The organism is Klebsiella sp. 141153 (assembly GCF_032601995.1).
Classification (GTDB): Bacteria; Pseudomonadota; Gammaproteobacteria; order Enterobacterales; family Enterobacteriaceae; genus Klebsiella; species Klebsiella aerogenes.
Genome location: NZ_JAQIRJ010000008.1, coordinates 1 through 26,003 on the forward strand (window position 1 = coordinate 1; position 26,003 = coordinate 26,003).

Genomic DNA, 26,003 nt, shown 5'->3' on the forward strand with positions numbered 1-26,003 from the left:
TTCCTTTTTTAATAAGGTTAGCAAGCTCGCTTGCCAGTTCTGGACTGTCTCCCATTTGCCAGGCCCCTGCGCCTGGATATTTCATTTCTATTTCCTTAAGCTTAACCATTAATGCATCTGCCTAACCGTTGATGAAAAAAAGTAATAATAGTATTAGCGTTAATGGGTTCACCATTAACAGTAATACGTTACCTCAGATAGTGTGGTTTGCTCTTCGCTCAGACTGGAGCTTAAACTCAGTTGGTTCATCCGCGCAGTGCCAAAAACTGCCCCTGACTGCTTGTTAACCGCGCCTCCTATTGTATGGATATTTTCTGTACATCAAGATACATTGAGATAGCTATTTAATGGCTTAAACAGTAATAGACACTAAGTTCAGGAAGGAAAAGTGCTGATGCCAATACCTATACTCTATACAGAACGCTTACTGTTAAAACCATTATCCTCAGAAGATGCCTCACAAATTCAGATACTGTATCCTCGCTGGGAGATTGTTCGGTACATGGTCTCATCAGTACCGTGGCCCTATCCGGATAATGGCGCCGAGAATTATGTCAATAACGTTGCCTTGCCTGATATAGCAAATGGAATCGCTTGGATCTGGACTATTAGGCATCGTGAAACACCTGACAACATGGTAGGTTTAATCTGTCTTTATGATGTTGAGGATAACAACCGAGGATTTTGGTTAGCACCGGAGCATCAGGGCAAAGGTTTTATGCGTGAGGCCTGTAACGCAGCTACAGATTATTGGTTCAATTCCTTAAATAAGACTATATTGCGTGCGCCGAAAGCGGCTCTCAATAACCGCTCCAAACGTATCTCACAAAGCAGTGGCATGCGGCTCATTAGGACTGAAAAGAAAGCATATGTCAGCGGTCTGCTGGATTCCGAGCTATGGGAAATCACACGTGATGAATGGAATGCTCGTAAAGGTGGCTGATAAGCTGATGGCATGTCCGCTAAGCGCTCCCAGCGGACCTTCAGCTTCATTAACACGTCCGCTCCGTGCCAGGAGCGGACGTTGTTAAGCTTATGCAGTATAGATTCACGAAGAACATACATTATATATTGTCCTGATTGGCTCGGGATGAAAGCTCCTGATGGCTCTTTTTTTGCTAGCTGTAACGATCTGCAAGATAAACGGTTTGTCCCTTAAGCAGCACTGTGATTTTAAACAGCTTCTCGGCTACATCGACGGAACTAAATGTTTCTCGACTATTCTCTAAGGCAACTTGCGGCCTACACAAAAAAGAGCCGGGTTATACCTGGCTCTTTTTAGCTGATTTCAAAATCTTTTAATTCCCCACCTTCAGCAATCAGATTTGAGATCCGCTTCGGCATTCGCCCCTGACCTGACCATGTTTTTGACTCTCCAGTTTCGTCAGTATATCGATACTTCGCGGGTGGGGGGAGCGCGTCCTTTTAATCTTACCCGGAGAGCCAACAACAGCCATAAGTTCGGATGGGTCGATACCCTCATCAAGCATCATCTGACGAAGTGATTCCAGTTTATCGCGGCGCTGACTTTCATTTGCAAGACGTAATGTCTCTTCTTCTCGTCGTTCTATAAGAATAATTTTAAACTTTTCCAGAACATCTTCCAGTACATCTAATGACATTTCACGAGTCTGAGAACGTAAGGTACGGATATTGTTTAACTGTGTAAGAGCATCTGACATAAAGAGACCTTTTAAAGTTTTTCGTTGTTCAGCAAATACCAATGTCGACGGTTGCTCATCAACCCGATTTTTCTTACTAAGCATTTTAATCCGATTGGTACATATTGTTATTAACGAGGTTTAGACTACTTATATAAATCTCTTATCGCAAGACAAAATTAAGAAGAATGTGCAAGAACTAAATTACAACTCCTACGAAATGTCCATGCATTTTTGAAGGTGCTTAAAACTATGATGCCAGGAGTCATCCGGAGAGCCTTTTTATACCCTCATAACTTATTGCTTCAGTCACACCTGATGAGATTTAAAATGAGGAGAGGCAGCGCCGCCACTTAGCAAGGTTTTTCACAAATAGCAAGATGGCACGCAGGGGGGAGACACCTGCATTTTGTCAGAGGGTAGCGAATTACTCTCTCTTTATAGAGGCGTTTCTAAAAAAGTGTAATGTAAAAGAAGCCTGCTGTTAGCAGGCCATAAATGCTTTTAACTCATTTTTTGTTCGATTCTGATAAATAGGGTAAGCATGCAATTAAACGTGGAGCAGAGAGCATGACAAAAATGCTATAAATACTTCCTGGCCGCATCAAGTATCTCCTGTGACGTTAACTCCCTGTCAGTAGCCACGTAAACAATACCATGATCGCCAGTTAAAGAAGGAAAACCTGCAGACATAATCCGAAGGTGTGTTTCTTCACCGTTTGGATATTCCTGCCTGATAGAGGATATACCTTCCAGAACGGTCATGACTTTACAGGATTCAGCATTAAAGAAAACAAGGACTTTAATCATATTCTATTACCCTGTTCTCTCGTGGATATTAACTGGCAGATGCCATTAAGGTCAAAGCCATTACGCACTTCTTATTTAACATGTGGTTAGTTTGTGCTTTTAGACTTTTTATGCAGTAGTACTGCACTTCATCACATCGCTTAGCATACTCATAATTTTGAAAAATATGCTGATCAGATATTATGAATAAACGACTTTCATCTGATTTAAGTTATGGGTCTGTCTACTCAGGAATAATCCTTCATCGTTATCGCAGACCCACAATGATTTATTTATCGCAAAGTGTTACGTTTGCAGCAGCAGGACCCTTTTCTCCGCGGTGAATGGCGAATTCAACTTTCTGACCTTCAAATAAAGTTTTAAAGTTGTCACCATTAAGTGCAGACAAATGGACAAAGATATCTTTGCTGCCATCAAGAGGAGAGATGAAGCCAAAACCTTTGTCTTCGTTAAACCATTTAACCAGGCCCATAATTCTCGAGGTCATACTGACTCCGTTATACATGATTGTATTGATAGTAAACGTATAAGATTAAACGTATGGACTCAAAAGAGGGGATATCAACGATAGCGCCTGGTAATGAGAACTGCCCGGAAAACTTCAAAATTTCATTCGTACATCGAACTGATGGGATTCATTAAGGCACATGGAATCGATATAAGCAAATTATCTTTTAGCCGTCCAGAGGTCCTGTAGGAAAAATAAAAATGGCTGAATGCCATTTTCAATGTATAGTCTTTACGTGTTTTCAGTAAGGAATTGACTTGTCCCATAAAATGACAGGAATTGTCAAAAGCTTTGACATTCTTAGTGGTAGAGGCCTCATCATCCCATCTGATGGCCGAAAAGACGTTCTGCTTCACATTTCAGCCGTTAACTTTCGCGAATCAGAATTACTCATCCCTGGAAGCCGCATAGAATTTTGCCGGATCAACGGTCTCAGGGGGCCTGTGGCTGCAAACATTTATCTTTCCTGATTTTCAGCGTGACAAAATTAACAGATCAAAACTTAACCACACGTGGTACAGTGAATCTCATTCATTGAAAGGTTAATGGTTATGTCTGTTATCAATTACGCAATGAAACTCTTCAGCAGTGCGTCTACTGCCACTGCTGCCTGTCCTGTTTGTGGCTTAAAATCAGCACAACCGTTGTCAAAAATCCGGCTCAACCAGACCATGCTTTGCCCCGGATGTAAGGCTCTGTTTATCTCCCGACGCTAGCTCGACCAAAACCGCAGAACAGAGCTCATGTCCTATACTTATGTTAGATTCCGGCAGCTGTTAAATCCCTGATGCCTGACGCACATCCTGAGAGAACGTTTCTGAATTGATTTCGCAACTGCTCCTGCGCGCTAATGTCGCATCAGAGCAATGCTATGAAAATGAACCCCAGAGCGTGGTTTAACCGCTCCCGTATTCCGATGAATGCTGCCGAAAACCTAACGTTTTCGGCGAACGATCCTGCAAGCGAAAGCACTCCGCGGTCAGAACTCTTTTCGACTGCCCAGATGGAACGCTATGGTCAGAAGCTGGCACGGACCCATAAAGTATCACCGGATAAACATCCCTATTATCTTCTGAAACGGCTTGGCGACAATGAGGCCGTTATCACCCAAAACTGCTATGAGCTTAATGCAGGTAAAAAGACCAGTATCATGCCCGCCGGGGAGTGGTTGCTGGACAATTATTATCTGATTGAGGAACAAATCCGTACCGTCCGCCAGCACTTGCCGAAAAGTTTTGGTAAAGGTCTCCCGTCGCTGATGTCGCCGCTGAATTGCCCAAGAATTTATCATATCGCATCAGAGGCCATTGCTCACGGTGATGGCCGCTGGGATGCCACCAGTCTGACCAGCTATCTCGCTGCCTATCAACAGGTGACTCCGCTGACACTAGGTGAAATCTGGGCATTACCGGGAATGCTGCGCCTGGCGCTGATTGAAAATCTTCGTCGTATCAGTATGGAAGTGATAAAAGCGCAACAGGACAGAAACCTGGCAGATACGTGGATAACCAGGATTTTCGAATGTGCAGAGAGTGCGCCTGGTGATTTAATTATGGTGGTTGCCGATTTGGCGCGGTCCCGTCCTCCGTTATCCAGCGCGTTTGTCGCAGAACTGGTGCGGCGTCTGCAGGGGCACGGCAACGCGCTGTCGTTACCTCTTACCTGGGTTGATCAGTGCCTTCGGGAACAGGGAGTCACCACTGACATTCTCATAAATAACTTCAATCAACAGCTTGCCGCCAGCCAGCTGTCTGTCAGTAACAGCATCGCAGGTCTGCGATTACTGGGTGAAACGGACTGGGCTGATTTCGCCGAAACGATAAGCGTCGTCGAACAGGCATTAAGAAATGATCCTGCCGGTATCTATCCCCGGATGCACTTCAATACCCGGGATCATTACCGGCACGTAGTTGAGGTCCTGGCCAGAGACAGTGGGCTCAGCGAGCCTGAGGTTGCTGACAGGGTGCTGGCGCTTTCAGAGGAAAAAGCCCCCAATACACCGGAACATCATATTGGTTATTATCTCGCCGGCGAAGGTCGACAGGCACTGGATATACATCTTCTGGCAGACACCTCAAGACTCATACGCTTGCGGCACAGTTTCAACAGAATAACCCTGCTGTCATGGCTTGGCAGCCTGGCGTTGTTGACAACCGCAGCGACCGCGGCAATATTGCACGAAACTGCCAAGCAGGGCGCAGGTTGGTTGTTAATCGCGGTGATATTACCTCTGGTTATCGCTTTAACTCAGTTAATGAGTGATTTACTCAGTGACGCAACCACCCGTTTTCGCGTTCCTCGCCCCTTGCCGGGGATGGATTTTTCAGCCGGTATTCCCGCTGACAGTGCCACCATGTTAGTCATTCCCTGCATGTTGACCAGCCACGAAAGTTTCAGCCAGCTCCTCACCAGTCTTGAAGTCTGCTGGTTGGGGAATGAAAACGAAAATCTCAGGTTCGCGCTGCTCACTGATTTTGCTGATTCTGAAAATGAACCCTCGCCGGAAAGTCACGCGCTGCTCAGACAGGCTATCGCCGATACTCAGGCGCTTAATCGCCGCTACCCCTCCGGCCGACCACGTTTTTATCTGTTACATCGCCAGCCTGAATGGAACCCCTCGGAAGGAGCGTGGATGGGCTATGAACGCAAGCGGGGAAAACTGGCGTTACTGAACAGCTGGTTGCGCCATCCCGGAACGCAATTCGTCAGCGTTGCAGAGATGCCAGCCCACCTTTTACCGGGTCACATAAAATACGTCATTACCCTGGACAGCGATACGGTGCTCCCGCGCGATACGGCACACAAACTCGTCGCGACGATGGCACATCCGCTGAATACGCCTGAGTATGATCCGGTACGCCAGAGGGTTGTCAAAGGATTCGGTATTTTACAGCCCGGTCTTGCGGAGGAGATACCACGCAACGGTCAGGGGCGTTACGCAGCCCTGCGCAGCAGCGTACCGGGCAATAACCCTTATTCGATGATGTCTTCGGATATTTATCAGGATCTCTTTGGGGAAGGCTCGTTTGTGGGCAAAGGGATTTACGATGTTGATATTTTTATGCAGGCCACTACCAACATCTGCCCGGAAAATCTGGTACTCAGCCACGATCTGCTTGAAGGATGCTATGCACGTTCGGGTCTGCTGAGCGAGGTGTTACTGTACGAACAGTACCCTAATAATTATCTGTCGGACGTTGCACGACGTTCACGCTGGATCCGGGGTGACTGGCAACTGCTTAACTGGCTAAAACCACGCGTCAGAAAAGCCGATGGAACCCGGGTCAGGAATCCGCTGACCGCGCTTTCTTACTGGAAATTACTCGATAATCTACGTCGCAGTCTGGTCGCCCCCTCCTTACTGATATTGCTGTTCTTCGCTCTGCTTTGGGTACCCAATCCGGTTTACTGGCTGGGCATACTGTTGCTGATATGGCTGTTGCCAGCCATCCTCTGCATTAGCCACGACCTTCTGCATAAACCTCTGCGTCGCCGCGTGAAGCCGCATCTGTTACTGGTGGGGGCGGGCGCGCTAAAGCGTCTGTCAGGTATCAGCCTTAATTTTGCGATACTGCCGCACGAAGCCGGATATTCGCTGAAAGCGATCGCCGTGACGCTATGGCGACTGGGGATAAGCAGGCGTCACCTCAGCCAGTGGGTCAGCCACAGCCAGGACAGCAGTCAGGCCAGACCCACTGTTGCACGTTTTTATCAGGCGATGTGGCTGAACGTTGCCGGTGGCGTGGCGCTGACAATACTGACCGGACAATTTGCTCCACAGCTGCTGGGGATTGCGTTACCGATCGGTTTGGTATGGTGTGTGGCACCGCTGCTGATGAGCTGGCTGAGTCGCCAGCCCGTGCGTAAGGTTTTTTCGCCTAATCAGGAACAAAAACAGCTGTTACGCCAGACAAGCCGTGAAATCTGGGCTTTTTTTGAAACATTTGCCACAGCAAAAGAGAACTGGCTTCCGCCTGATAATTATCAGGAAATACCACAACCGACGGTGGCACACCGAACTTCTCCTACCAATATTGGTCTTTCACTTATGGCTAACCTGACGGCATGGGACTTTGGCTACCTGCCTGGCGGAGAGGTGCTCCGGCGCGTGTCGCTCACGCTCGACACGATGGATCAAATGGAGCACTACCGGGGCCATCTCTACAACTGGTATGACACCCGTACGCTGGTCCCCCTCAGTCCACGCTATATCTCCAGCGTCGACAGCGGCAATATGGCCGGGCATTTATTGACCCTGCGTGCAGGCCTGTCCGCCATGCGTCATCAGCCTGTTTTAAGCAACCAACAGATACTGGCAGGACTGAACGATACGATGGATATTCTGGAAAAACAGTGGGGTAAGAACCCACCTGACAGCCTGAGACTGCTGCGCAAGCATTGCCTGAACGCGGTGTCGCTCTCTCCACAGGCATTTTTCAGTGAACTGAAAAGCATGCGCACCCAGTGCAACCATCTGACCAGCGCATGTCATCAGGGATCTCCTCTTCAGATGCGCTGGGCTGGACATCTGGAGCATCAACTGGTTCAGCTTTGCCATGAGTGGTCTCTGTTGCTTGGCTGGTTGCCTGCATCCTGGAATGAACAGACGCTGCCGACGCTGAGCGAGCTTGCCCGTCCGACATTAACCGGTACAGGAACGCCTCCGGCGTCAGTAGCGGAGCAGGCCCGAATGCGACTCAATATTATCACCGAGCTGGAACAGCGGCTGGATGAGCATGCCCGGATGGATTTCGCCTTTCTGTACAGTGAAGCAACCAGTCTGCTCAGCGTCGGTTATAACTGTGACACCAATATGCCTGACAAGAGCCACTACGATCTCCTGCCGTCTGAAATCCGCCTGACCAGCTTTCTTGCCATTGCGACTAATCAGCTGCCTCTTAAAAGCTGGTACGCGCTGGGTCGATTGTTTACCACGATTGATAATGAAACTGCCCTGATGTCATGGAGCGGATCCATGTTTGAATATCTGATGCCGAATCTGGTGATGCCCACCTGGCCCGGCAGCCTGCTCGATGAAATGAGTCAGTCGGCGGTTATGCGCCAGATTCACTGGGGGAAAGAACGCGGGGTACCATGGGGTGTTTCAGAGTCTGGCTATCATGCTTTTGATGTTCAGCATAATTATCAGTATCAGGCATTTGGCGTACCGGGGCTCGGTCTGCGCAGGGGACTTGCCGATGACATGGTTGTCGCTCCTTACGCCACGCTGCTGGCGCTGATGGTTTCCCCACAGAGAGCCTGTGAGAACCTGTTCAGGCTGCAAAAAAATGGTGCACGCGGAGAATACGGTTTTTATGAAGCGCTGGACTATACCCCCTCACGTCTTGCAACCGGTCAGCTCTATGCGGTGGTACAGTCCTGGATGGCGCATCACCAGGGTATGGCATTTCAGGCGCTGGCTCATGTGCTGCTTGACGCCCCCATGACTGAACGCTTTATGTCCAGCACGGTATTCCGGTCAGCGAGTCTGCTGTTACAGGAGCGCGTGCCGGATGCGGTCGATCTGTACAGTCCGCGCCGTCATTTTGAATCTCATGAGGGCATGGTCAAACCCGTTCGCTATGAACCCCGTATTTTCTATAGCGTGGATACCCCCGCCCCGGATATTCAACTGCTGTCCAACGGCCATTATCATCTGATGTTGACCGCGGGCGGCGGCGGTTATAGTCGCTGGAATGATATTGCACTAACGCGCTGGCGCAGTGATACCACCCGTGATAATTGGGGAGCATTCTGCTACATCCGCGATACCCAGACGGGAGATGTGTGGAGCAATACCTGGCAACCAACAGGCTACACCAGCGGACAAGACGAGGAAGTGTTGTTCACCGATGCGGGGGCAGAATTCAGACGCAGCTTCGGGGGACTCAGCGTCAAAACTCAGGTGGTGATCTCTCCGGAGGATGATGTTGAATTGCGACGGCTCACACTGATTCATCGTGGTCGCAAGCCTCGCTCTCTGGAGCTGACAACCTATGCTGAAGTGGTACTGGCACCTGATGCCAGCGATCTGGCACACCCGGCATTCAGCAATTTGTTTATTCAGACTGAGCTGGCTACTGAGCGTGACGCTATTCTTTGCCACCGGCGCCCGCGCTCACCGGATGAACCGGGCCCTTGCCTGTTTCACATGATGGTGGTGCACGGCGATAACCGACATAACGTGTCGTTTGAAACGGACAGGACAAGGTTTATTGGACGTGGCAGAAACCCTGCGAATGCACAGGCAATAGAGACGGGAGGAATGCTAGGCAACACGTCGGGCTCGGTGCTGGATCCGATACTGGCAATTCGCAACGCCATTATTCTGCAGCCGGGGCAGCCGGTTACGATTGATATCATTTATGGCATCAGCGAGACCCGTAAGCAGAGCCTGGCGTTGCTGGAGAAATATCGCGATTACCCTATCGCCGATCGCGTCTTTGAACTGGCCTGGTCTCACAGTCTGGTGGTATTGCGCCAGATGAACGCCAGTGAAGATGATGCCACGTTGTTCAATAGTCTCGCCAGCGCTGTGCTTTACCCTGTCCAGGAGCTGCGCGCCGAAGGCCAGGCGATCGGCCGCAACCGGCGTGGCCAGTCCGGACTGTGGGGCTGGGCAATTTCAGGGGATCTGCCGATAGTGCTGCTGAGTATAACCAGCGAGGAAAGTATCACCTCAGTGACCACACTGATTCAGGCACACCGTTACTGGAGACAGAAAGGGCTGGATGTTGATTTAGTTATCCTGAATAACAGCCCCGGCGGCTACCAGCAGGGATTACAAAATCAGATTATGGAGTTAATTTATGCCGGGTCTGAAGCCAGTCTGCTGGATAAAAAGGGCGGGCTTTTTGTCCGCAACGGTGAGCATCTCTCCGCTGAGGATAAGTTGCTTTTGATGAGCGTGGCCTGTCTTTATCTTGATGACCGCGCAGGGGGTATTAATGAGCAGCTTAACCAGCGTATTCATACCCTGAAATCGCCGGCAAGGGCATTCATTCCGCGTGCTGTGCGCGAGCGTAATCAACATACGGACTGGAGCCCTGATACCAGTCAGTTATGCCATTTCAATGGGTACGGTGGATTTTCTCAGGATGGGCGGGAGTATCAGATCGTCCTTCGGGAAAATGTGCTTACACCGGCTCCCTGGTCGAACATACTGGCAAATTCTCGTTTTGGCAGTGTGATCTCAGAGGCAGGGCAGGCCTATACCTGGTATGAGAATGCCCATGAATACCGGTTGACGCCGTGGGAGAACGATCCTGTGAGCGATCGCTCTGGCGAGGCGTTTTATCTGCGTGATGAAGAGACCGGGGAAAACTGGTCACCGACAGCGTTGCCTGTTCGCGGACACGGTGATTACCTGACCCGCCATGGTTTTGGCTACAGCGTTTTTGCCCATCGTGAGAGTGGTATAGACAGCGAGTTGACGGTCCTGGTTGCTGAAGAAGATCCGGTTAAACTGGTGCTCCTGACGCTCAGTAACTCTTCGGGACGGACACGTCAACTTTCCGTCACAGGCTATGTAGAGTGGACGCTCGGAGAAACACGAACGCGCTCAGCCCCTCACATTGTGACACATGTGGCCAGAACGCCCGGAGGTTGCGGGGTGCTTGCGAATAACTTTTATGGTGATAATGGTGCCGGCCGAACTGCATTTTTTGCCGTCAGCGGTAATGACTGTTCTCTGACAGGGGACCGCCGGGAGTTTATTGGCCGTAATGGTTCCCTTCACGCTCCGTCGGCCATGAAACTGCAAAAGCTTTCTGGTAAGACGGGGGCCGGTCTGGATCCCTGCGGAGCGGTGCAATCGGCGGTTACATTAATTGACGGGGACCAGAGGACGTTTATTTTTATCCTCGGCGCAGAGGAGAATGATGTTTGTGCTCAGGAGACGCTGGCCCGCTACATGAACGAGGATACGGTCCGCCAGGAGCTGAACCGGATTCATAATCACTGGCACAATGTGCTCGATAAAATCGTAGTTAACACCCCCGACATGTCAGTAAATTTACTGGTTAATGGCTGGCTGTTGTATCAGACGGTCGCCTGCCGTCTTATGGCCCGGAGTGGCTACTATCAGTCTGGCGGTGCATTTGGTTTTCGCGATCAGCTGCAGGATACGCTGGCTCTGAGCCACGCTGCTCCGGACCGGATGCGTGAACAGATAATACTCTGTGCATCACGGCAGTTTATCGAGGGGGATGTGCAGCACTGGTGGCACCCTCCACACGGCAACGGTGTGCGTACCCGCTGTTCCGATGACTATCTTTGGCTGCCGCTTGCTGTTTGCCACTATGTTGAAACGACGGGGGATATGGATGCACTGGAAATACGCATTCCTTATCTGGAGGGACGCCCGCTTCAGCCTAGTGAAGAGTCTGTCTATGACACGCCGGTCATCAGCGGCACCGAAGAGACACTCTGGTTACACTGCGTCAAAGCTATTCACTATGGACTTCGCTTCGGGGAGCATGGCCTGCCACTGATGGGGGCTGGTGACTGGAATGACGGGATGAACCGGGTGGGTATCGAAGGCAAAGGTGAAAGCGTCTGGCTGGGCTTCTTCCTGTACGACATTTTGCAGAGGTTTGCAGCGCTTGCGGAGCGCAGGCTGGATGAAAGCGTCGCCGCGATGTGCCGTTCACAGGCCCTGCGCCTGCAAAGCAATCTCGAAGCCCACGCCTGGGATGGGGAATGGTACCGGCGCGGGTATTTTGACGATGGTACTCCCCTGGGATCGAAAACCTCACAGGACTGCCGGATTGATGCGATTGCGCAGAGCTGGTCTGTATTGTCCGGCGCCGCGAGCCCGGGACGGTGCGCAAAGGCCATGCAGGCGCTGGATAAGCACCTTGTGGATAACGAAGGAGGGCTGATCAAACTGTTAACGCCTCCTTTCGACGGACACGGTCCAAATCCGGGCTACATACAGGGGTACCTGCCCGGTGTGCGGGAAAATGGAGGGCAGTATACGCATGGCGCCATCTGGGCAGTGATGGCCTTTGCCCGAATGGGGAATGCCGAACGAGCCTGGCAACTCTGGTCAATGCTCAACCCTGTAAATCATACCCTGAATGCGGGCCTGGTCGGGATTTATAAAGCTGAGCCTTATGTTATGAGTGCTGATGTCTACAGCGTCGCTCCCCATACCGGACGTGCAGGGTGGAGCTGGTATACCGGTTCCGCAGGCTGGGCCTGGCGTTTACTTACCGAGGAATTACTGGGGATAAAACGTTCCGGCACTGACTTTAGTGTTCATGCCCTATTACCGGATTCGTGGTCGTCTTTTTCTATGGCATATCAATATGGTGAAAGCCATTATCAGATTAGTGTTTCACGTGGCGATGCAGAATATTGCGTGACGCTGGATGGTGTTCTCCTCCCTGATGACAGAATACCGCTGAAGGATGATGGACAAAACCATACGGTTGAGATCATTCAGAACTGACACTGATCCCGGAGGTGCATTAACGTCTGCCGTTAATGCGCTGATTATCCCTGAGAACATCAATCGCAGTCTGCATGGCGATTTTGTCATCCCGCCTTTTTTGTTTGGCCTGCATGACCTGAAGGTATTCCAGCAAGGTGCGGGTATTAATCGGTCGGCCCTGTTTACCCACAGCCAGCACGGCTTCGCCAAGAATAATTTTCACAGGCGGTAGTTGTGCCGGATACCAGTCAAGGGTGTCTTCTGATTTCATCTTAAATTTCTCACGGAAGGGTAGTGTATCATAAATCAGACGTTCAATTTTCAATATCTGATATCCTGATTCAGACACAACTTAACATAACTTATGCCAGTTATTTTTATATTAAAGCGTATAATAATTACTCTATTCCTCAGAGAATTATTTATGTCTTATACAAATGGGCTCAGGTATTTTAAAGAAAGACCGGTTCATGTTGCCTGCCCGGTATGTGCACACAGAGCCGATCAGAAAGCAGGTAAACTAAGAAAAGATGCGGTTCTTGAGTGCCCTGCCTGCGGACTGTTGTTCAGACCTTCAGAATGCTGGTGTATCGGCGGCTGATCAGCTTCTGCCACTTAACGTCAGTGATGTCGGAAAATGACAACATTCCTCCTGTACTGCTGTTGTCGAGGGTATGATAATGAAATCTAAAAAATCTGTTTTTATTGAAGGGCATATCATGTCGAACAGCTGTCACGGACAGGCTGGCCAACCTTTCTGTATTCACCGGGTCAGGTTTAGTAATGGTAAATATGCGATTATTCGGGTGGCATCCGGGATATGTTTCAAACCAGGCGAAATTATTCAACGAAACGATTGTGAGTGGTTTTATAAACTTACCAAAATTCGGCTTCTTTCTTTTGAGTACCTTGATGATGATGAATCAAGAAGACAATTCCTTGAGTATCAATGATAAAACCATGGATTTATAACAGAATAAATTTGCTGGCTTACAATTCATTCCTGACGCTTTAAATTCTTTACCAGTCATTGCAAAGTTATTTTTTCTGAATTTAGATGACTTTAAATTGTCTAAAACAAAATGTATCGCTAAAGACGAATTGCCTCATTGTTTTCCTTTTGCGTTATAACCTTCATTAGCATTAAGGAAATTTATGGCACAGACTTTTACTCATAATTTACTTCATCCTCGCCACTGGCTTACCTGGTCTGGTTTGGGTCTGCTGTGGCTTCTCGTTCAACTTCCTTACCCGGTTTTACATACTCTGGGCTCTGGCCTTGGAAAAATATCCAGACCCTTTCTGAAACGCCGGGAAGGAATTGCGATTAGAAATATCGAACTGTGCTTTCCCGAGATGACACCGTTTGCCCGTAGCCAGATGGTCAATAAAAACTTTGTTTCTCTCGGGCTGGGTCTGATGGAAACAGGAATGGCCTGGTTCTGGAGCGATGCGAGAGTTAAAAAATGGTTTGATGTCGAAGGGCTTGAAAACCTGACCGGTGCTACCAGAGGGGTAATGGTTGTCGGGATACATTTTATGTCCCTTGAATTGTGTGGAAGAGTAATGGGGTTATGCCATCCTATGATGGCAACGTATCGTCCACACAATAATCCATTAATGGAATGGGTACAGACAAAAGGGCGTATGCGTTCAAATAAGGCCATGATAAATCGGCGTAATTTATCTGGTTTTGTTCATGCGCTGAAAGCTGGTGAAGCCGTGTGGTTTGCACCAGACCAGGATTATGGGTCTAAGGGAAGCGTTTTTGCACCTTTTTTCTCGGTAAACAAAGCAGCCACGACGAACGGCACGTATGCTTTGTCAAAACTCGCTGGTGCAGACTTGCTCACACTTAGCATGATTCGACGTAGCGATAAAAAAGGTTATCACATGTATATCAGCAATCCGTTGTCAGGCTATCCAGGGGAGGACAAGGTCGCCGCAGCGGCTTATATGAACAAGATCATCGAGCGTGAAATTCTCCGTGCCCCTGAGCAATACCTGTGGATGCATCGCAGGTTCAAAACGCGTCCTGAAGGCGAAGTCTCTTTATACAAATGAACAAATCTACTTGTCATGAGCCAGAGTCTATCTTTCTTGCCACTGCGTATTTGTAAAAATGCGATAAGGAATTTTCGATCGGATTCATGTTAACGATGGCTTGACTGACAGCCAAGGTTAATCAATTGAACCGGTTCGGATTTGAAGGTCCGTTTTTCGCTCACACCGGACCTTCGGCTCAGTTAAATAGACTACATCGTCCCAAAGACAGATGTTGGTGCTTTCCAAATCGCCAACGAGCGCATCAAACATCAATGCCGAACAGGCTGCGCTTCTGCCGGGCCAATAACTTGGTGCTGAGCATGAGCTGGTATGGCAGCTGCTGGGATAATGCGGTGGCCGAATCGTTCTTCAGTTCGCTGAAAAAAGAACGGATCAGAAAACGCATATATAAAACCAGGGATCTGGCCCGGGCGGATATCTTCGATTACATTGAAGTGTTCTACAACTGGGCCCGGCGCCACAGTCATCTCAGCGGCGTCAGTCCGGAGGCCTTCGAACAGGCTTCGTTGTGAGGACTGAATTGGTCTACAGGCATGGGGTCGGTCCATAATTACTAAAACGCTAAACCTCAGCCCATAAAGGGCTGAGGTTTTATACTGAGGTATTTGTACCTTCCAGCCTATCAATATAATCAGCGTACCACTGCATCATTTCTCGTCTTCCATCCAGATATTGCGCATGATTGTACGTTCCACGAATCGAGTTTTTATCCACATGTGCAAGCTGCATTTCAATCCATGCGGTGTTAAACCCCTGCTCATGCAAAATGGTACTCATGGTGTGCCGGAAACCATGACCAGTCGCTCTCTTATCGTAGCCAACTCTTTTTATAACCATATTGATGCTAGCTTCACTCATCGCTTTGTTAACATCGTTTCGTCCTGCAAAAATAAGCTGGTAGGTTCCTGTTAGTTCTTCCAATTGACGAAGAGCGCTCAAGGATTGAGTTGATAACGGGATTACATGAGGACGTTTCATTTTCATTCTAGTTTTTGGGATTTCCCAGATACGATTATCAAAGTCAATTTCGCTCCATTCAGCCAGACGTAATTCTACTGTTCTCAATCTGACCTGCTCCCCGTTGATTAATACACCGCGATGTTAGTAATGTCTTCATAAGCCACATGAGGACATCCCCATGAAGAAGCGTTTTTCCGAAGAACAGATCATCAGTATTCTCCGAGAGGCCGAAGCCGGGGTTTCTGCCCGTGAGCTCTGCCGCAAGCACGCCATTTCCGACGCCACCTTTTACACCTGGCGTAAGAAGTATGGCACTATAGGATGTTCAGGGTGTTAATTAAATAATATACAATCCAAACTATTTAATAGTGTTATAATTTCTTCATGGCAGTTTTTAGGTGGTATGATTATTATTTGTATGATAATTATGGCAATTTGTGTTGCTCTGTATTTTAAATGCTTACTAATTGATGGTTTTCCTTATTCGAATAAAAAATTAGTTGTTTGCTAAAAAATGAGTGTGTTTATATTTTATTTTATAAAATCATAAGGATAGGGTTGCATTGTGTGTTTTTTAGGATTTTTCTGTATAGGATAAATTCTCAATTTTCGAAATGTGTATTGTTAGTTTTTTACGTAAATATATAATGCCCACATAGTTTGCATGCCATCGTGTTTTAAACGATATTTCTCAGCCTAAATTGAAAGGAGGCCGCGTTGAGCGTTGGCATAATAAATATCTAATAAGGTTTTATAGCTTTGCTAGTTTTTAAAATTATTTGCGCACAGAATTACCTTTGACATGGGGGGCTTTTATAAGCGCTTAAAGTATTAATAAGTTTTTAACTATTTTTACTTTGTAAAAGTAAAAGTAGTTAAGTGCTAACTATATTACAACTCAGGATGAAAAAAGAAATGAAAAAAACACTTGTTGCTATCGCTCTGGTAACAGCTTTCACGGGTATGGGGGTTGCTCAGGCTGCTGACGTTACTGCTCAGGCTGTGGCTACCTGGTCTGCAACCGCGAAAAAAGACACTTCCAGCAAACTGGTTGTTACCCCGCTTGGCAGCCTGGCTTTCCAGTATGCCGAAGGGATTAAAGGCTTTAACTCACAAAAAGGTCTGTTTGATGTTGCGGTTGAAGGCGATACCACGGCGACTGCCTTCAAACTGACTTCTCGTCTTATCACTAACACCTTGACCCAGCTGGATACCTCCGGTTCAACGCTGAGCGTGGGCGTGGATTATAACGGCGCCGCGGTAGAGAAGACCGCTGACACCATCATGATCGACACCGCTAACGGCGTACTGGGCGGCAACCTCAGCGCGCTGTCTAACGGCTACAACACCGCAGGCCGAACCACCGCGCAGGACGGCTTTAACTTCTCCATCATCAGCGGTACCACCGACGGCACCACCGCGGTAACCGATTACAGCACGCTACCGGAAGGGATCTGGAGCGGTGACGTGAGCGTGCAGTTCGACGCCACCTGGACCAGCTGATTTTCTCGTAGCACCGGGCAGGGGGAATACCCCTGCCTCTTCATGGACTGAACGCTTATGAAAAAACATCTCCTGGCCATTGGCCTGCTGCTGGGATTGGCGAATCCCGCGCTGGCGCTGGATGTCGGCGATATCTCTTCCTTTATGAACAGCGGCAGCAGCACGCTGAGTAAAGAGATTAAAAATACCACCGACAGCGGACGCTTAATCAATATTCATCTGGAACGTCTCTCTTCACCGCTGGATGGCGGCAAAGTGATCCCGATGGATAAACAGGATGAAGTCCTGCTGACCCCCGCCAGCTTGTTATTGCCCGCAAAGGCCAGTGAAGTGGTGCGCTTTTTCTACAAAGGCCCGGCGGATGATAAAGAGCGCTACTACCGTATTGTCTGGTTCGATCAGGCTTTAAGCGATGCCCAGCGCAATGGCTCCCAGCGTAGCGCGGTGGCCACCGCTTCTGCCCGTATTGGCACCATTCTGGTGGTGGCGCCGCGGCAGGCGAATTTTCGCTATCAGTTTGCCGGCGACACGCTGACCAATACCGGGAACGCCACCCTGCGCATCATCGCCTACGGCCCGTGTCTGAAAATCGCCGATGGCAAAGAGTGCAAAGAAAATTATTACCTGATGCCGGGGAAATCGCGTCGCTTCACGCGCGTCAATATTGCTGACAAAAAAGGACGGGTCGCGCTCTGGCAGGGCGAGCAGTTTGTTCCCGTGAAATAGACATGTGTGCTGATGGATTAAGACTATGCCTTTACGACGGATCACCCCTGGACTGAACGCGCTGCTTGCCTCCGGCATGGTTCTTTTGCTGGCGCCTTATAGCGACAGCATGGCCGCCGAGCGCGTGCAGCAAATCGGCGGCGTGATTATCCCGCAGGCTTTCAGCCAGGCTTTGCAGGACGGCATGAGCATTCCTCTGTTTATTCATCTTGAAGGCAGCCGCGATAATCAGAACGATCAGCGTATCGGCGCCGCGTATATCTGGCTTGATGGCGATGTGCTGCGGGTTCGGCAAATCACCCTCGAAGAGGGCGATGACAACGCTCGCGTCAGCGACGAGACACGTCAACAGCTCAGCCGTTTATCCAATGAGGCTTTCAACGACGCGCTGAAGATCCCCTTAACCGATGCCGCGCAGCTGCAACTTAGTCTGCGCCAGTTGCTGCTACAACTGGTGGTGAAACGTGAGGCGCTGGGAACCGTGCTGCGGTCGCGCAGCGAGGATATTGGCCAGTCGAGCGTTAAAACTTTCAGTAATAACCTTACCTACAACCTCGGGGTCTACAACAACCAGATGCGTAGCGGCGGCAGTAATACCTCCAGCTATTTGTCACTCAATAGCGTTAGCGCGCTGCGCGAGCATCACGTGGTGCTCGACGGCTCGCTGTACGGCATCGGCACCAGCCACCAGGACAACGAACTGTATAAAGCGATGTACGAGCGCGACTTCGCCGGGCACCGTTTTGCCGGCGGGATGCTGGATACCTGGAACTTACAATCGCTGGGGCCGATGACCGCGATTTCGGCCGGTAAAATCTACGGCGCGTCGTGGGGCAACCAGGCCAGCTCGACGGTATTTGACAACAGCCAGTCGGCAACGCCAGTGGTGGCATTCTTACCGGCGGCAGGCGAGGTTCACCTGATGCGCGACGGGCGCCTGTTAAGCGTGCAGAACTTCGTCATGGGGAATCATGAAGTTGATACCCGAGGCCTGCCGTACGGTATTTACGACGTTGACGTCGAAGTTATCGTTAACGGAAGAGTGGTCAGCAAACGCACCCAACGCGTCAACAAACTGTTCAGCCGTGGACGTGGCGCGGGCGCACCGCTGGCCTGGCAAGTGTGGGGCGGCAGCTTCCACATGGACCGCTGGTCGGAAAGCGGTAAAAAGACGCAGCCGGCGAAAGAGAGCTGGCTGGCGGGGGCGTCGGCTTCCGGATCGTTGAGTACGCTCAGTTGGGCGGCCACCGGCTACGGCTACGATAGCAACGCCGTCGGCGAAACGCGCATTACGCTGCCGCTAACCGAGGCGGTGAATCTTAACCTGCAAAACATGCTGGCCAGCGACAGCTCCTGGAGCAGCATCGGCAGCGTCAGCGCCACCTTACCCGGCGGCTTTAGCTCGTTGTGGATTAACCAGGAGAAGACCGTTATCGGCGATAAGCTGCGCCGCAGCGATGCCGATAACCGGGCGATCGGCGGCACACTGAACCTGAACGCCCTGTGGTCAAAACTAGGTACTTTTAGCATCAGCTATAACGATGACCGCCGCTACAATAGCCATTACTACACGGCGGATTATTACCAGACGATTTATAGCGGCTCTTTTGGCTCGCTAGGCCTGCGCGCGGGCTTACAGCGCTATAACAACGGTGATAGCAACGCCAACACCGGGAAATATATCGCCCTCGATTTATCACTGCCGCTGGGCAACTGGTTCAGCGCCGGGATGACCCACCAGAACGGCTATACCATGGCTAACATCTCGGCGCGTAAGCAGTTTGATGAAGGGGCGATTCGAACCGTCGGCGCCAATATTTCGCGGGCGATTTCCGGCGATACCGGCGACGACAAAACCTTAAGCGGCGGCGCTTATACGCAGTTCGAAACGCGCTATACCAACGGCACGCTGAACGTCAACAGCGGCGCCGACGGCTACGTGAACACCAACCTGACCGCCAGCGGCAGCGTCGGCTGGCAGGGGAAAAATATCGCCGCCAGCGGGCGAACCGATGGCAACGCCGGGGTGATCTTCAATACCGGGCTGGAAGACGACGGCAAGCTCAGCGCTAAGGTTAACGGGCGCATCGTGCAGCTCAGCGGTAAACGCAATTATCTGCCGCTGTCGCCGTACAGCCGCTATGAAGTCGAACTGCAGAACAGTAAAAACTCGATCGACAGTTACGACATTGTCAGCGGCCGTAAGAGCCACCTGACGCTTTATCCCGGTAACGTGGCGGTGATCGAGCCGGAAGTGAAGCAGATGGTCACCGTCTCCGGGCGCATCCGCGCCGAAGACGGCACGCTGCTGGCGAACGCGCGCATTAATAACCATATCGGACGCACCCGCACCGATGAAAACGGTGAGTTTGTCATGGATGTCGATAAAAAATATCCCACCATCGATTTTAGCTACGGCAGAAATAAAACCTGTGAAGTGGCGCTGGAGCTCAGTCAGGCACGCGGCGCGGTGTGGGTAGGGGACGTAGTATGCAGCGGTCTCTCTTCATGGGCGGCGGTACAACAGACAGGAAAAGTTAATGAGAGTTAATTGGGTAAACATTCTGGTAATTATGTGGTTAGGTATTAGCCTTTCAGTAATTCAAGCATATGGTGCAGTAACTAAAACTACTTGGCCAAAAGCATCTCCCTCGCAATTCGTGTTGGTTGAAAATAACTCTGATGATAACTTTTTCGTCACACCTGGTGGTGCGTTAGATCCGCGTATGACCGGTGGGAACCGCTGGACGGGTTTAAAATACAATGGTTCAGGCACAATTTATCAGCAGAGCTTGGGTTATATCGATAATGGCTACAACACCCCGCTTATCGCTAACTATCGGTTTGATATGTGGCTGGATAATTCCCCGGTTGCCCACCCATTACTGGGGCTACGCTGTATTAACTGGTATGCAGGATGTGATATGTCGACCAGTCTGATCCAGCCGCAGACGACCGACGACATCGGTTTTTATGGCGCGAAGGTAACCAGTGGTGGTGTCAAATGGATGCACGGGATGATGTCCGATGCCTTCTATCAGTATCTGCAGCAGATGCCGGTAGGCGGTAGTTTTACGATGACGATTAATTCCTGTCAGACATCGGTCGTTTACGATGCGAGTAATGGCAAACGTTGCAAAGATCAGGTATCAGGCAACTGGTATGTCCGCGACGTAACCCATATCAAAGCGAGCCACTTACGCCTGATTAACACTCACACTCTGTCGGAAGTTTATATTAATAGTGATGGTGTCCCCACTCTGGGTGAAGGTAATGCCGATTGCCGCACGCAAACCATCGGCACTAGTACTGGGTTAAGTTGCAGAATGGTCAACTACTCCTTGCAAACCAATGGATTAAGCAATACTTCGATTCACATCTTCCCGAGTATAAATAATTCATCGCTGGCCTCTGCTGTAGGGATGTACGATATGCAGTTCAGCCTTGACGGTAATTCATGGAAACCGGTCAATGGTATTTCACAGTATTATACTTTCAACGAGATGAAGAGCTCCGATTCTGTCTATATCTTCTTCTCAAGCAACTTCTTTAAGCAGATGGTGAGATTGGGGATTAGCGACATTAACACCAAGGATCTGTTTAACTTCCGTTTTTATAACACCACTTCGCCGGAATCCGGCTGGTATGAATTCTCGACATCCAATAGCCTGATTATCAAACCGCGTGATTTCAGCATCAGCATTATCTCCGATGAGTACACCTCGGCGCCATCACGTGAGGGTTATGTCGGCAGCGGCGAACCGGCGCTGGATTTCGGCTACATCGTCACCACCAGCGGTAAAACCGCCGCCGATGAGGTGTTGATTAAAGTGACCGGTCCGGCACAGGCGATTGGCGGGCGCTCGTATTGTCTGTTCAGCTCGGCGGACGGTACCGCGCAGGTGCCGTTTCCGGCGTCGCTCTCTTTCATTACCCAAAGCGGGGCGACGAAAAGTTACGATGCCGGCTGCGACGATAGCTGGCACGACATGACCGATGCGCTATGGCTGACCACGCCGTGGACTGATATTTCCGGCGATGTGGGGCAGATGGATAAAACAACGGTGCGCTTCTCGATTGCTATGGATGATCCTATCTCGCTGCGCACCATCACCGACAACGGCTGGTTTGGCGAGGTCAGCGCTTCAGGAGAGATTCATGTCCAGGCGACGTGGCGTAACATTAATTAAGCTGGCGCTGGTTAGCCTGTGGCTGCTGGCCGCGCCGCTGGCGCAGGCGATTTCCGTCGGCAATCTGACCTTTTCGCTGGCCTCTGACGACGAGTTTGTCGCCAAAAGAGTGCTCAACAACAACAAAAGTGCGCGTCTGTATCGGGTGTCGGTGGTGGGCATCGACCGACCCGGCGGCCATGAGGTTCGTACTCGCCAGGCGGATGGCGAACTGCTATTTGCTCCACGCCAGCTCACGCTGCAGGCGGGCGAAAGCGAATATTTTAAGTTCTATTACCATGGGCCGAAGGATAATCGTGAGCGCTACTATCGGGTCTCGTTTCGTGAAATTCCCACGCGCAACCTGGTAATGCGCGCCCCGGCGGGCGGGCAGATCAGCATGGAGCCGGTGGTGGTGATGGATACCATTCTGGTGGCGCGACCGCGACAGGTTCAGTTCAAATGGGCGTTCGATAAAACGGCGGGAAGCGTCAGTAATACCGGCAATACCTGGTTTAAGTTGTTGATCAAACCGGGATGCGACACCACGGAAGGGGAGGGTGACGCCTGGTATCTGCGCCCCGGCGATGTCGTTCGCCAGTCGTCGCTGCGTAAGCCCGGTAACCACTACATCATCTATAACGAAAAATTTATTAAACTCAACAAAGATTGTCAGGGTAAATAAATTAAAAACTTAGAAATACTCACGCTCTAGTTTTAGAGCGTGAGTATTTCTTAATGAAATGCTTTAGGAGGGAGGGGGGGGGTTTGTTCGGAAAGCAGGATCTTGAACAATGAAAAAGATGTAAAATCATTGTTTTTTAAAATTCCAGTTTTCATTTTTGCGTTAGTTTTATGTAACGAAATTGTTTTGATGCTTAAATTCATCTTCTTTGCAATATCCTCGCAGTTATAGCCATCGAGAATTAGTTTTAAAATTGATTCCTCCTTAGGTGTGAGTTTTTTTTGGAGTTTATATTTTGTTTTGTTGGTTATTATTTTATCAAGCATGAGGTAATTTACATTAGATGACAAAAAATATGTGTTGTTTACTTGAACTAAAGGTCGTTTCAGATCAAAATCCAATGCAACAATAATATTTGCCGCCGTGCTGCGAGAAAAATATGCATACACACTGAATAAAGTTCCAGGATCTGCTATATATAGAATGATACAATCACGATTAGTTAGTTTTGATGTTTTTATTTTTTTAAATTCGAATTTGAAATCAATTAGATAACTTTCGGTAACGATGGTTTGTATTGCAATTTGATAGAAAGAGCTATCTGTTATTAACATTTTTTTCATAAAATACTCCATGTGAGGTTCTTATTCTCCAAGGTTAATTGAATAAGGGGTGATTTTCTTTCGGCAGCCTGCTTAGTCCTTCTCTTTGGCTTCTGATAATATTTCAAGGTTAAACAATGATAAGTGAACACGTCTCTTTAACAAAGCAGTGAATGTATTGTGGATTAAGATTAATATATATACATATAAATGTTAAGTTTAATTTTTATCGCATAAATGATTTGTTTAAAACATGGATGTAAATAAAAAAAAGCTAGTTTTTTCATTTGGTTATCTAGCTTTTGTTGGTTTGTTTCATTTATGATTTACTGATTTTTTGTATTTCACTGATTATGTGAGCTAGTATTTATAAGAATAGTATATTTATTTAGGGGGGGGGGTGAATAGTAAAGTGTATTTAATAAACAATAGTGTAACATTTGATGTTGGGACCATGATTCTCACGAATCGAGCCAGTAATGATACAGTTGCTCTAACAAGGAATCTTTCTGAATGTTTATTTATCCTCCTCAGCAATCATGGAGAGATAATCAGTCAAGATTTCTTTATAGATGAAGTTTGGGTAAAAAAAAGGATGTTTATTTCAGAAAATACATTAGTACAAAATATAAGAAAGTTACGTGCTATTATTAATTCCATTGGCTTGAGTAAGGATTTTATAGTAACCAAAAAAGGGAAGGGGTATTATTTTTCATCGGATGTAGAAGTTCAGTTGTTTGATACTGAAAAAAAATGTGAGCATGAAATTAAAAGCCTGGATAACAATAACAATTGTGTTTATCCTATAAAAATAAAAAGATATGTAAGAAAGACTATTTGTGTATGTATGATTGTTATGTTTTTTATCCTTTCTTTTTTTTGGGTTTTGTATTTTTATGGTGATCATTATATTAATTCCGTTCCGAAAGTGGAATACTATTTTAATACAAAGATGAAGGGGTGTTTTTTTTACTTTGATAATAAGTTGGGATTTGATAAATTAAATGTGATAAATATTATCATGAAACAAAATGAAGTTAGTTGCACCACTCCTTCTTATATATATATAACCTATTATCCATTATCAGCTCATTACTCGTATATAAAGTGTGATCAAGAAATCAGTAGTGGCTTTGAAAGTAAAACATGTACATCTGTGGTAAGGTATGATTATGAAAAAAATATTTAATATTAAATTTATTATATTTTTTGTTATTGTTTGTGTTTTCTTTAGTATTGTGCTGCTGCTGCTAAAAAACAAGATAATATCAATTGAGTTTCCTAGAGGTGCTGTTTTAAATTTTTCATGTAAAGCATATGGTAGTATTTATATTAATGGGTATAATTTGCAATATGTTGAAGACTATAGGTTTTATAATGCGAGGAATGGTTACTTTGCGGTGAGTGGTAAGATATTTGAAAGTGGGAGGTTTATTGGTATAATAGGATTAAAAACTTCGTTTTCATATATATATTATAATGGGATGGTAACAATGAGAACAAATGATTCTGTTATACAGGTAGATAATAGTATTAGCAAAGATGTTTTATTGGATATTATACCAGGTGCATTTTTAAACAGGGATAATATACAATTAATAGCATTATTCAAATTGGGGGGGGGGTATAGAATAGACTATAATAATTACCCAACAGCATATTGTTATTAAAAATATGTGTGAGATACTAATGTACGACATTTTTAAGAGAACTCCCGTTTCAAGACGTTTCTTGCAGAAGCCATGCTGAATAAGTAAGCATTACAGTTGGCGTTGGGCCGACAGCACTGACTACAGGACACAGCGGGATGCTGTTGCAGTGATGTGTAAAGCTACGGGGCTGCCGGTTGACTTCTTTGTCCGTGTTGACTTGATGCAATGAGACGCGGCGTCCTGCAGTTTAAGCGTATTTATCCAAGCGCATCACTCAACTGGCACCAGAGCGCCGGGGTGTATATAGCTACTACTGCGTTGAGAAGGTTATCACAATTGCTTTTCCCCCTTTATCTTCTTAACGGCCGGGTGTTGAGTGCATTCGACATTGTAAAGGACTGGAAACAGAACTTCTTCCAGTGCTCCACCCTGCAGCTACTAACCAGAAAGAATCCGCCAGGCGATACCAAATCATCATTTTGAGCGGTTTTATTCAAAAGCGGCATTGATACAATCAATGCCCACGCCAAAATGCTTGATCGAATGGTAAAGTTAGACGCAAAGCAGCCCTGTCTCCATGGACTGACCCTATGACCGTAGACAAATTCTGTTTTCACGACGAGGCCTGTTCGAAGGCCTCCTGACTGACGCCGCCGAGATGACTGTGACGCCGGACCAGGTTGTAGAACACTATAATGTAATCGAAGATATCGGCCCGGGCCAGATCCCTGGTTTTGTATATTCTATTCCTGATGCGTTCTTTTTTAGTAAAGTGAAGAACGATTTGACCACCGCTTTATCCCAGCAGTTACAATGTCGCTCATTCTGGGGGCCAGATTATTGGCCCGACAGAACCGTTGCCAGTCGTCGCTTCCGTACTGGCTGCCTTGGTCTGAGTGCATTATGACCTCGCCCTCAGGTTTTCGCTGCCAGATGGCCATCATCAAACGCATCGAGTGCCATTGCGCGTGAGAGAGTGGGCTTCATCGACCAGCCGACCACGTGACGGGCGAAGAGATCGATAATCACCGCCATATACAACCATCCCGGCCTGGTGCGGAGTAGAGTAAGAGGCAGGACGTAGTCGGACTATTTCCCTGCCTCTCCTCCCCAAACCGGACGTGCAACTTTCAGCGCATCCGGCTTTCCGTCTAAACGCTGGCTAATGCCATTGAAGTGGTTTACTGAATTTGGCCACCTGAACAGAGGTGATATGCTCATCTC

At 48.3% G+C, this 26,003-nt stretch carries 19 protein-coding genes and 6 pseudogenes; 16 read left to right on the forward strand and 9 right to left on the reverse strand.

The window, feature by feature from the left end; all coding sequences use genetic code 11:
* Positions 1-109 (reverse strand): annotated as a pseudogene (locus tag PGS10_RS16035) (ASCH domain-containing protein); the annotation flags it as partial.
* 285 nt (positions 110-394) lie between these two features.
* On the opposite strand from PGS10_RS16035, the gene PGS10_RS16040 reads away from it, so the two are divergent.
* Entirely contained in the window at positions 395-943 is a 549-nt protein-coding gene (locus PGS10_RS16040; RefSeq protein ID WP_015705173.1) for a GNAT family N-acetyltransferase, read from the forward strand.
* Between the two features lie 175 nt (positions 944-1,118).
* On the opposite strand, the pseudogene PGS10_RS16045 reads toward PGS10_RS16040, so the two are convergent.
* The 4 genes and pseudogenes from PGS10_RS16045 to PGS10_RS16060 all read right to left on the reverse strand — a co-directional run.
* Positions 1,119-1,226, reverse strand: a pseudogene (locus tag PGS10_RS16045) (arsenical resistance protein ArsH); the annotation flags it as partial.
* 52 nt (positions 1,227-1,278) lie between these two features.
* A pseudogene (locus tag PGS10_RS16050) lies at positions 1,279-1,682 on the reverse strand (H-NS family nucleoid-associated regulatory protein).
* Between the two features lie 561 nt (positions 1,683-2,243).
* Positions 2,244-2,471, reverse strand: a complete 228-nt coding sequence (locus PGS10_RS16055) for a hypothetical protein (RefSeq protein WP_010434226.1) — start codon at positions 2,469-2,471, stop codon at positions 2,244-2,246.
* 268 nt (positions 2,472-2,739) lie between these two features.
* Positions 2,740-2,958 carry a cold shock domain-containing protein gene (locus PGS10_RS16060; protein WP_042893878.1) on the reverse strand — a complete coding sequence of 73 codons (219 nt, stop codon included), beginning with the start codon at positions 2,956-2,958 and terminating at the stop codon, positions 2,740-2,742.
* A 278-nt stretch (positions 2,959-3,236) separates the two neighbouring features.
* On the opposite strand from PGS10_RS16060, the gene cspF reads away from it, so the two are divergent.
* From cspF to PGS10_RS16075, 3 genes are all read left to right on the forward strand, one after another.
* Complete coding sequence (gene cspF / locus PGS10_RS16065) at positions 3,237-3,449, forward strand: cold shock-like protein CspF (RefSeq protein WP_072035681.1); 213 nt, start codon at positions 3,237-3,239, stop codon at positions 3,447-3,449.
* 81 nt (positions 3,450-3,530) lie between these two features.
* Positions 3,531-3,695 (forward strand): YnfU family zinc-binding protein, encoded by a 165-nt coding sequence (locus PGS10_RS16070; protein WP_213076404.1) that lies wholly within the window; start codon positions 3,531-3,533, stop codon positions 3,693-3,695.
* Positions 3,696-3,850: 155 nt separating this feature from the next.
* Positions 3,851-12,433 carry a GH36-type glycosyl hydrolase domain-containing protein gene (locus tag PGS10_RS16075; RefSeq protein WP_042893876.1) on the forward strand — a complete coding sequence of 2,861 codons (8,583 nt, stop codon included), beginning with the start codon at positions 3,851-3,853 and terminating at the stop codon, positions 12,431-12,433.
* Positions 12,434-12,452: 19 nt separating this feature from the next.
* On the opposite strand, the gene PGS10_RS16080 is transcribed toward PGS10_RS16075, so the two are convergent.
* Positions 12,453-12,686 carry a hypothetical protein gene (locus PGS10_RS16080; protein ID WP_042893886.1) on the reverse strand — a complete coding sequence of 78 codons (234 nt, stop codon included), beginning with the start codon at positions 12,684-12,686 and terminating at the stop codon, positions 12,453-12,455.
* Between the two features lie 153 nt (positions 12,687-12,839).
* On the opposite strand from PGS10_RS16080, the gene PGS10_RS25115 reads away from it, so the two are divergent.
* From PGS10_RS25115 to PGS10_RS16095, 4 genes and pseudogenes are all read left to right on the forward strand, one after another.
* Positions 12,840-13,016: a YnfU family zinc-binding protein gene (locus PGS10_RS25115; protein WP_213076229.1), complete on the forward strand. Its 177-nt coding sequence runs from the start codon at positions 12,840-12,842 to the stop codon at positions 13,014-13,016.
* A gap of 79 nt (positions 13,017-13,095) precedes the next feature.
* Positions 13,096-13,368, forward strand: a complete 273-nt coding sequence (locus PGS10_RS16085; protein WP_170833537.1) for a hypothetical protein — start codon at positions 13,096-13,098, stop codon at positions 13,366-13,368.
* Positions 13,369-13,570: 202 nt separating this feature from the next.
* Positions 13,571-14,479 carry a kdo(2)-lipid IV(A) palmitoleoyltransferase gene (lpxP, locus tag PGS10_RS16090; protein ID WP_042893874.1) on the forward strand — a complete coding sequence of 303 codons (909 nt, stop codon included), beginning with the start codon at positions 13,571-13,573 and terminating at the stop codon, positions 14,477-14,479.
* 269 nt (positions 14,480-14,748) lie between these two features.
* Positions 14,749-14,994: pseudogene (locus tag PGS10_RS16095) on the forward strand (IS3 family transposase); the annotation flags it as partial.
* 79 nt (positions 14,995-15,073) lie between these two features.
* Here the strand turns inward: PGS10_RS16095 and PGS10_RS16100 are convergent.
* A pseudogene (locus PGS10_RS16100) lies at positions 15,074-15,547 on the reverse strand (tyrosine-type recombinase/integrase); the annotation flags it as partial.
* Between the two features lie 73 nt (positions 15,548-15,620).
* Here PGS10_RS16100 and PGS10_RS16105 point away from each other — a divergent pair.
* From PGS10_RS16105 to PGS10_RS16130, 6 genes are all read left to right on the forward strand, one after another.
* The gene (locus PGS10_RS16105) at positions 15,621-15,779 is read left to right on the forward strand and encodes a transposase (RefSeq protein WP_316423248.1); all 159 of its coding nucleotides are present in this window, start codon (positions 15,621-15,623) and stop codon (positions 15,777-15,779) included.
* Positions 15,780-16,357: 578 nt separating this feature from the next.
* Entirely contained in the window at positions 16,358-16,945 is a 588-nt protein-coding gene (ecpA, locus tag PGS10_RS16110; RefSeq protein WP_113375070.1) for a common pilus major fimbrillin subunit EcpA, read from the forward strand.
* Between the two features lie 57 nt (positions 16,946-17,002).
* Positions 17,003-17,671: a hypothetical protein gene (locus tag PGS10_RS16115; RefSeq protein WP_015368090.1), complete on the forward strand. Its 669-nt coding sequence runs from the start codon at positions 17,003-17,005 to the stop codon at positions 17,669-17,671.
* 25 nt (positions 17,672-17,696) lie between these two features.
* On the forward strand, positions 17,697-20,222 hold the full coding sequence (locus PGS10_RS16120; RefSeq protein WP_316423249.1) for a fimbrial biogenesis outer membrane usher protein: 2,526 nt from the start codon (positions 17,697-17,699) through the stop codon (positions 20,220-20,222).
* Between the two features lie 22 nt (positions 20,223-20,244).
* Positions 20,245-21,861: a fimbrial adhesin EcpD gene (ecpD, locus tag PGS10_RS16125; protein WP_410477092.1), complete on the forward strand. Its 1,617-nt coding sequence runs from the start codon at positions 20,245-20,247 to the stop codon at positions 21,859-21,861.
* Positions 21,830-22,525 (forward strand): fimbria/pilus periplasmic chaperone, encoded by a 696-nt coding sequence (locus tag PGS10_RS16130; RefSeq protein ID WP_113375077.1) that lies wholly within the window; start codon positions 21,830-21,832, stop codon positions 22,523-22,525. Before ecpD ends, PGS10_RS16130 begins: the two co-directional genes overlap by 32 nt.
* A 50-nt stretch (positions 22,526-22,575) precedes the next feature.
* Here PGS10_RS16130 and PGS10_RS16135 read toward each other — a convergent pair whose 3' ends face one another.
* Positions 22,576-23,148 (reverse strand): helix-turn-helix domain-containing protein, encoded by a 573-nt coding sequence (locus tag PGS10_RS16135; RefSeq protein ID WP_213193660.1) that lies wholly within the window; start codon positions 23,146-23,148, stop codon positions 22,576-22,578.
* A gap of 379 nt (positions 23,149-23,527) precedes the next feature.
* On the opposite strand from PGS10_RS16135, the gene PGS10_RS16140 reads away from it, so the two are divergent.
* Both PGS10_RS16140 and PGS10_RS16145 read left to right on the forward strand, forming a co-directional pair.
* Complete coding sequence (locus tag PGS10_RS16140; RefSeq protein WP_162750254.1) at positions 23,528-24,316, forward strand: winged helix-turn-helix domain-containing protein; 789 nt, start codon at positions 23,528-23,530, stop codon at positions 24,314-24,316.
* Positions 24,300-24,797, forward strand: coding sequence for a hypothetical protein (locus PGS10_RS16145; RefSeq protein ID WP_113375080.1), 498 nt, complete (start codon positions 24,300-24,302; stop codon positions 24,795-24,797). Before PGS10_RS16140 ends, PGS10_RS16145 begins: the two co-directional genes overlap by 17 nt.
* A gap of 595 nt (positions 24,798-25,392) precedes the next feature.
* On the opposite strand, the pseudogene PGS10_RS16150 reads toward PGS10_RS16145, so the two are convergent.
* Positions 25,393-25,847, reverse strand: a pseudogene (locus tag PGS10_RS16150) (IS3 family transposase); the annotation flags it as partial.
* Positions 25,848-26,003 lie beyond the last annotated feature (156 nt).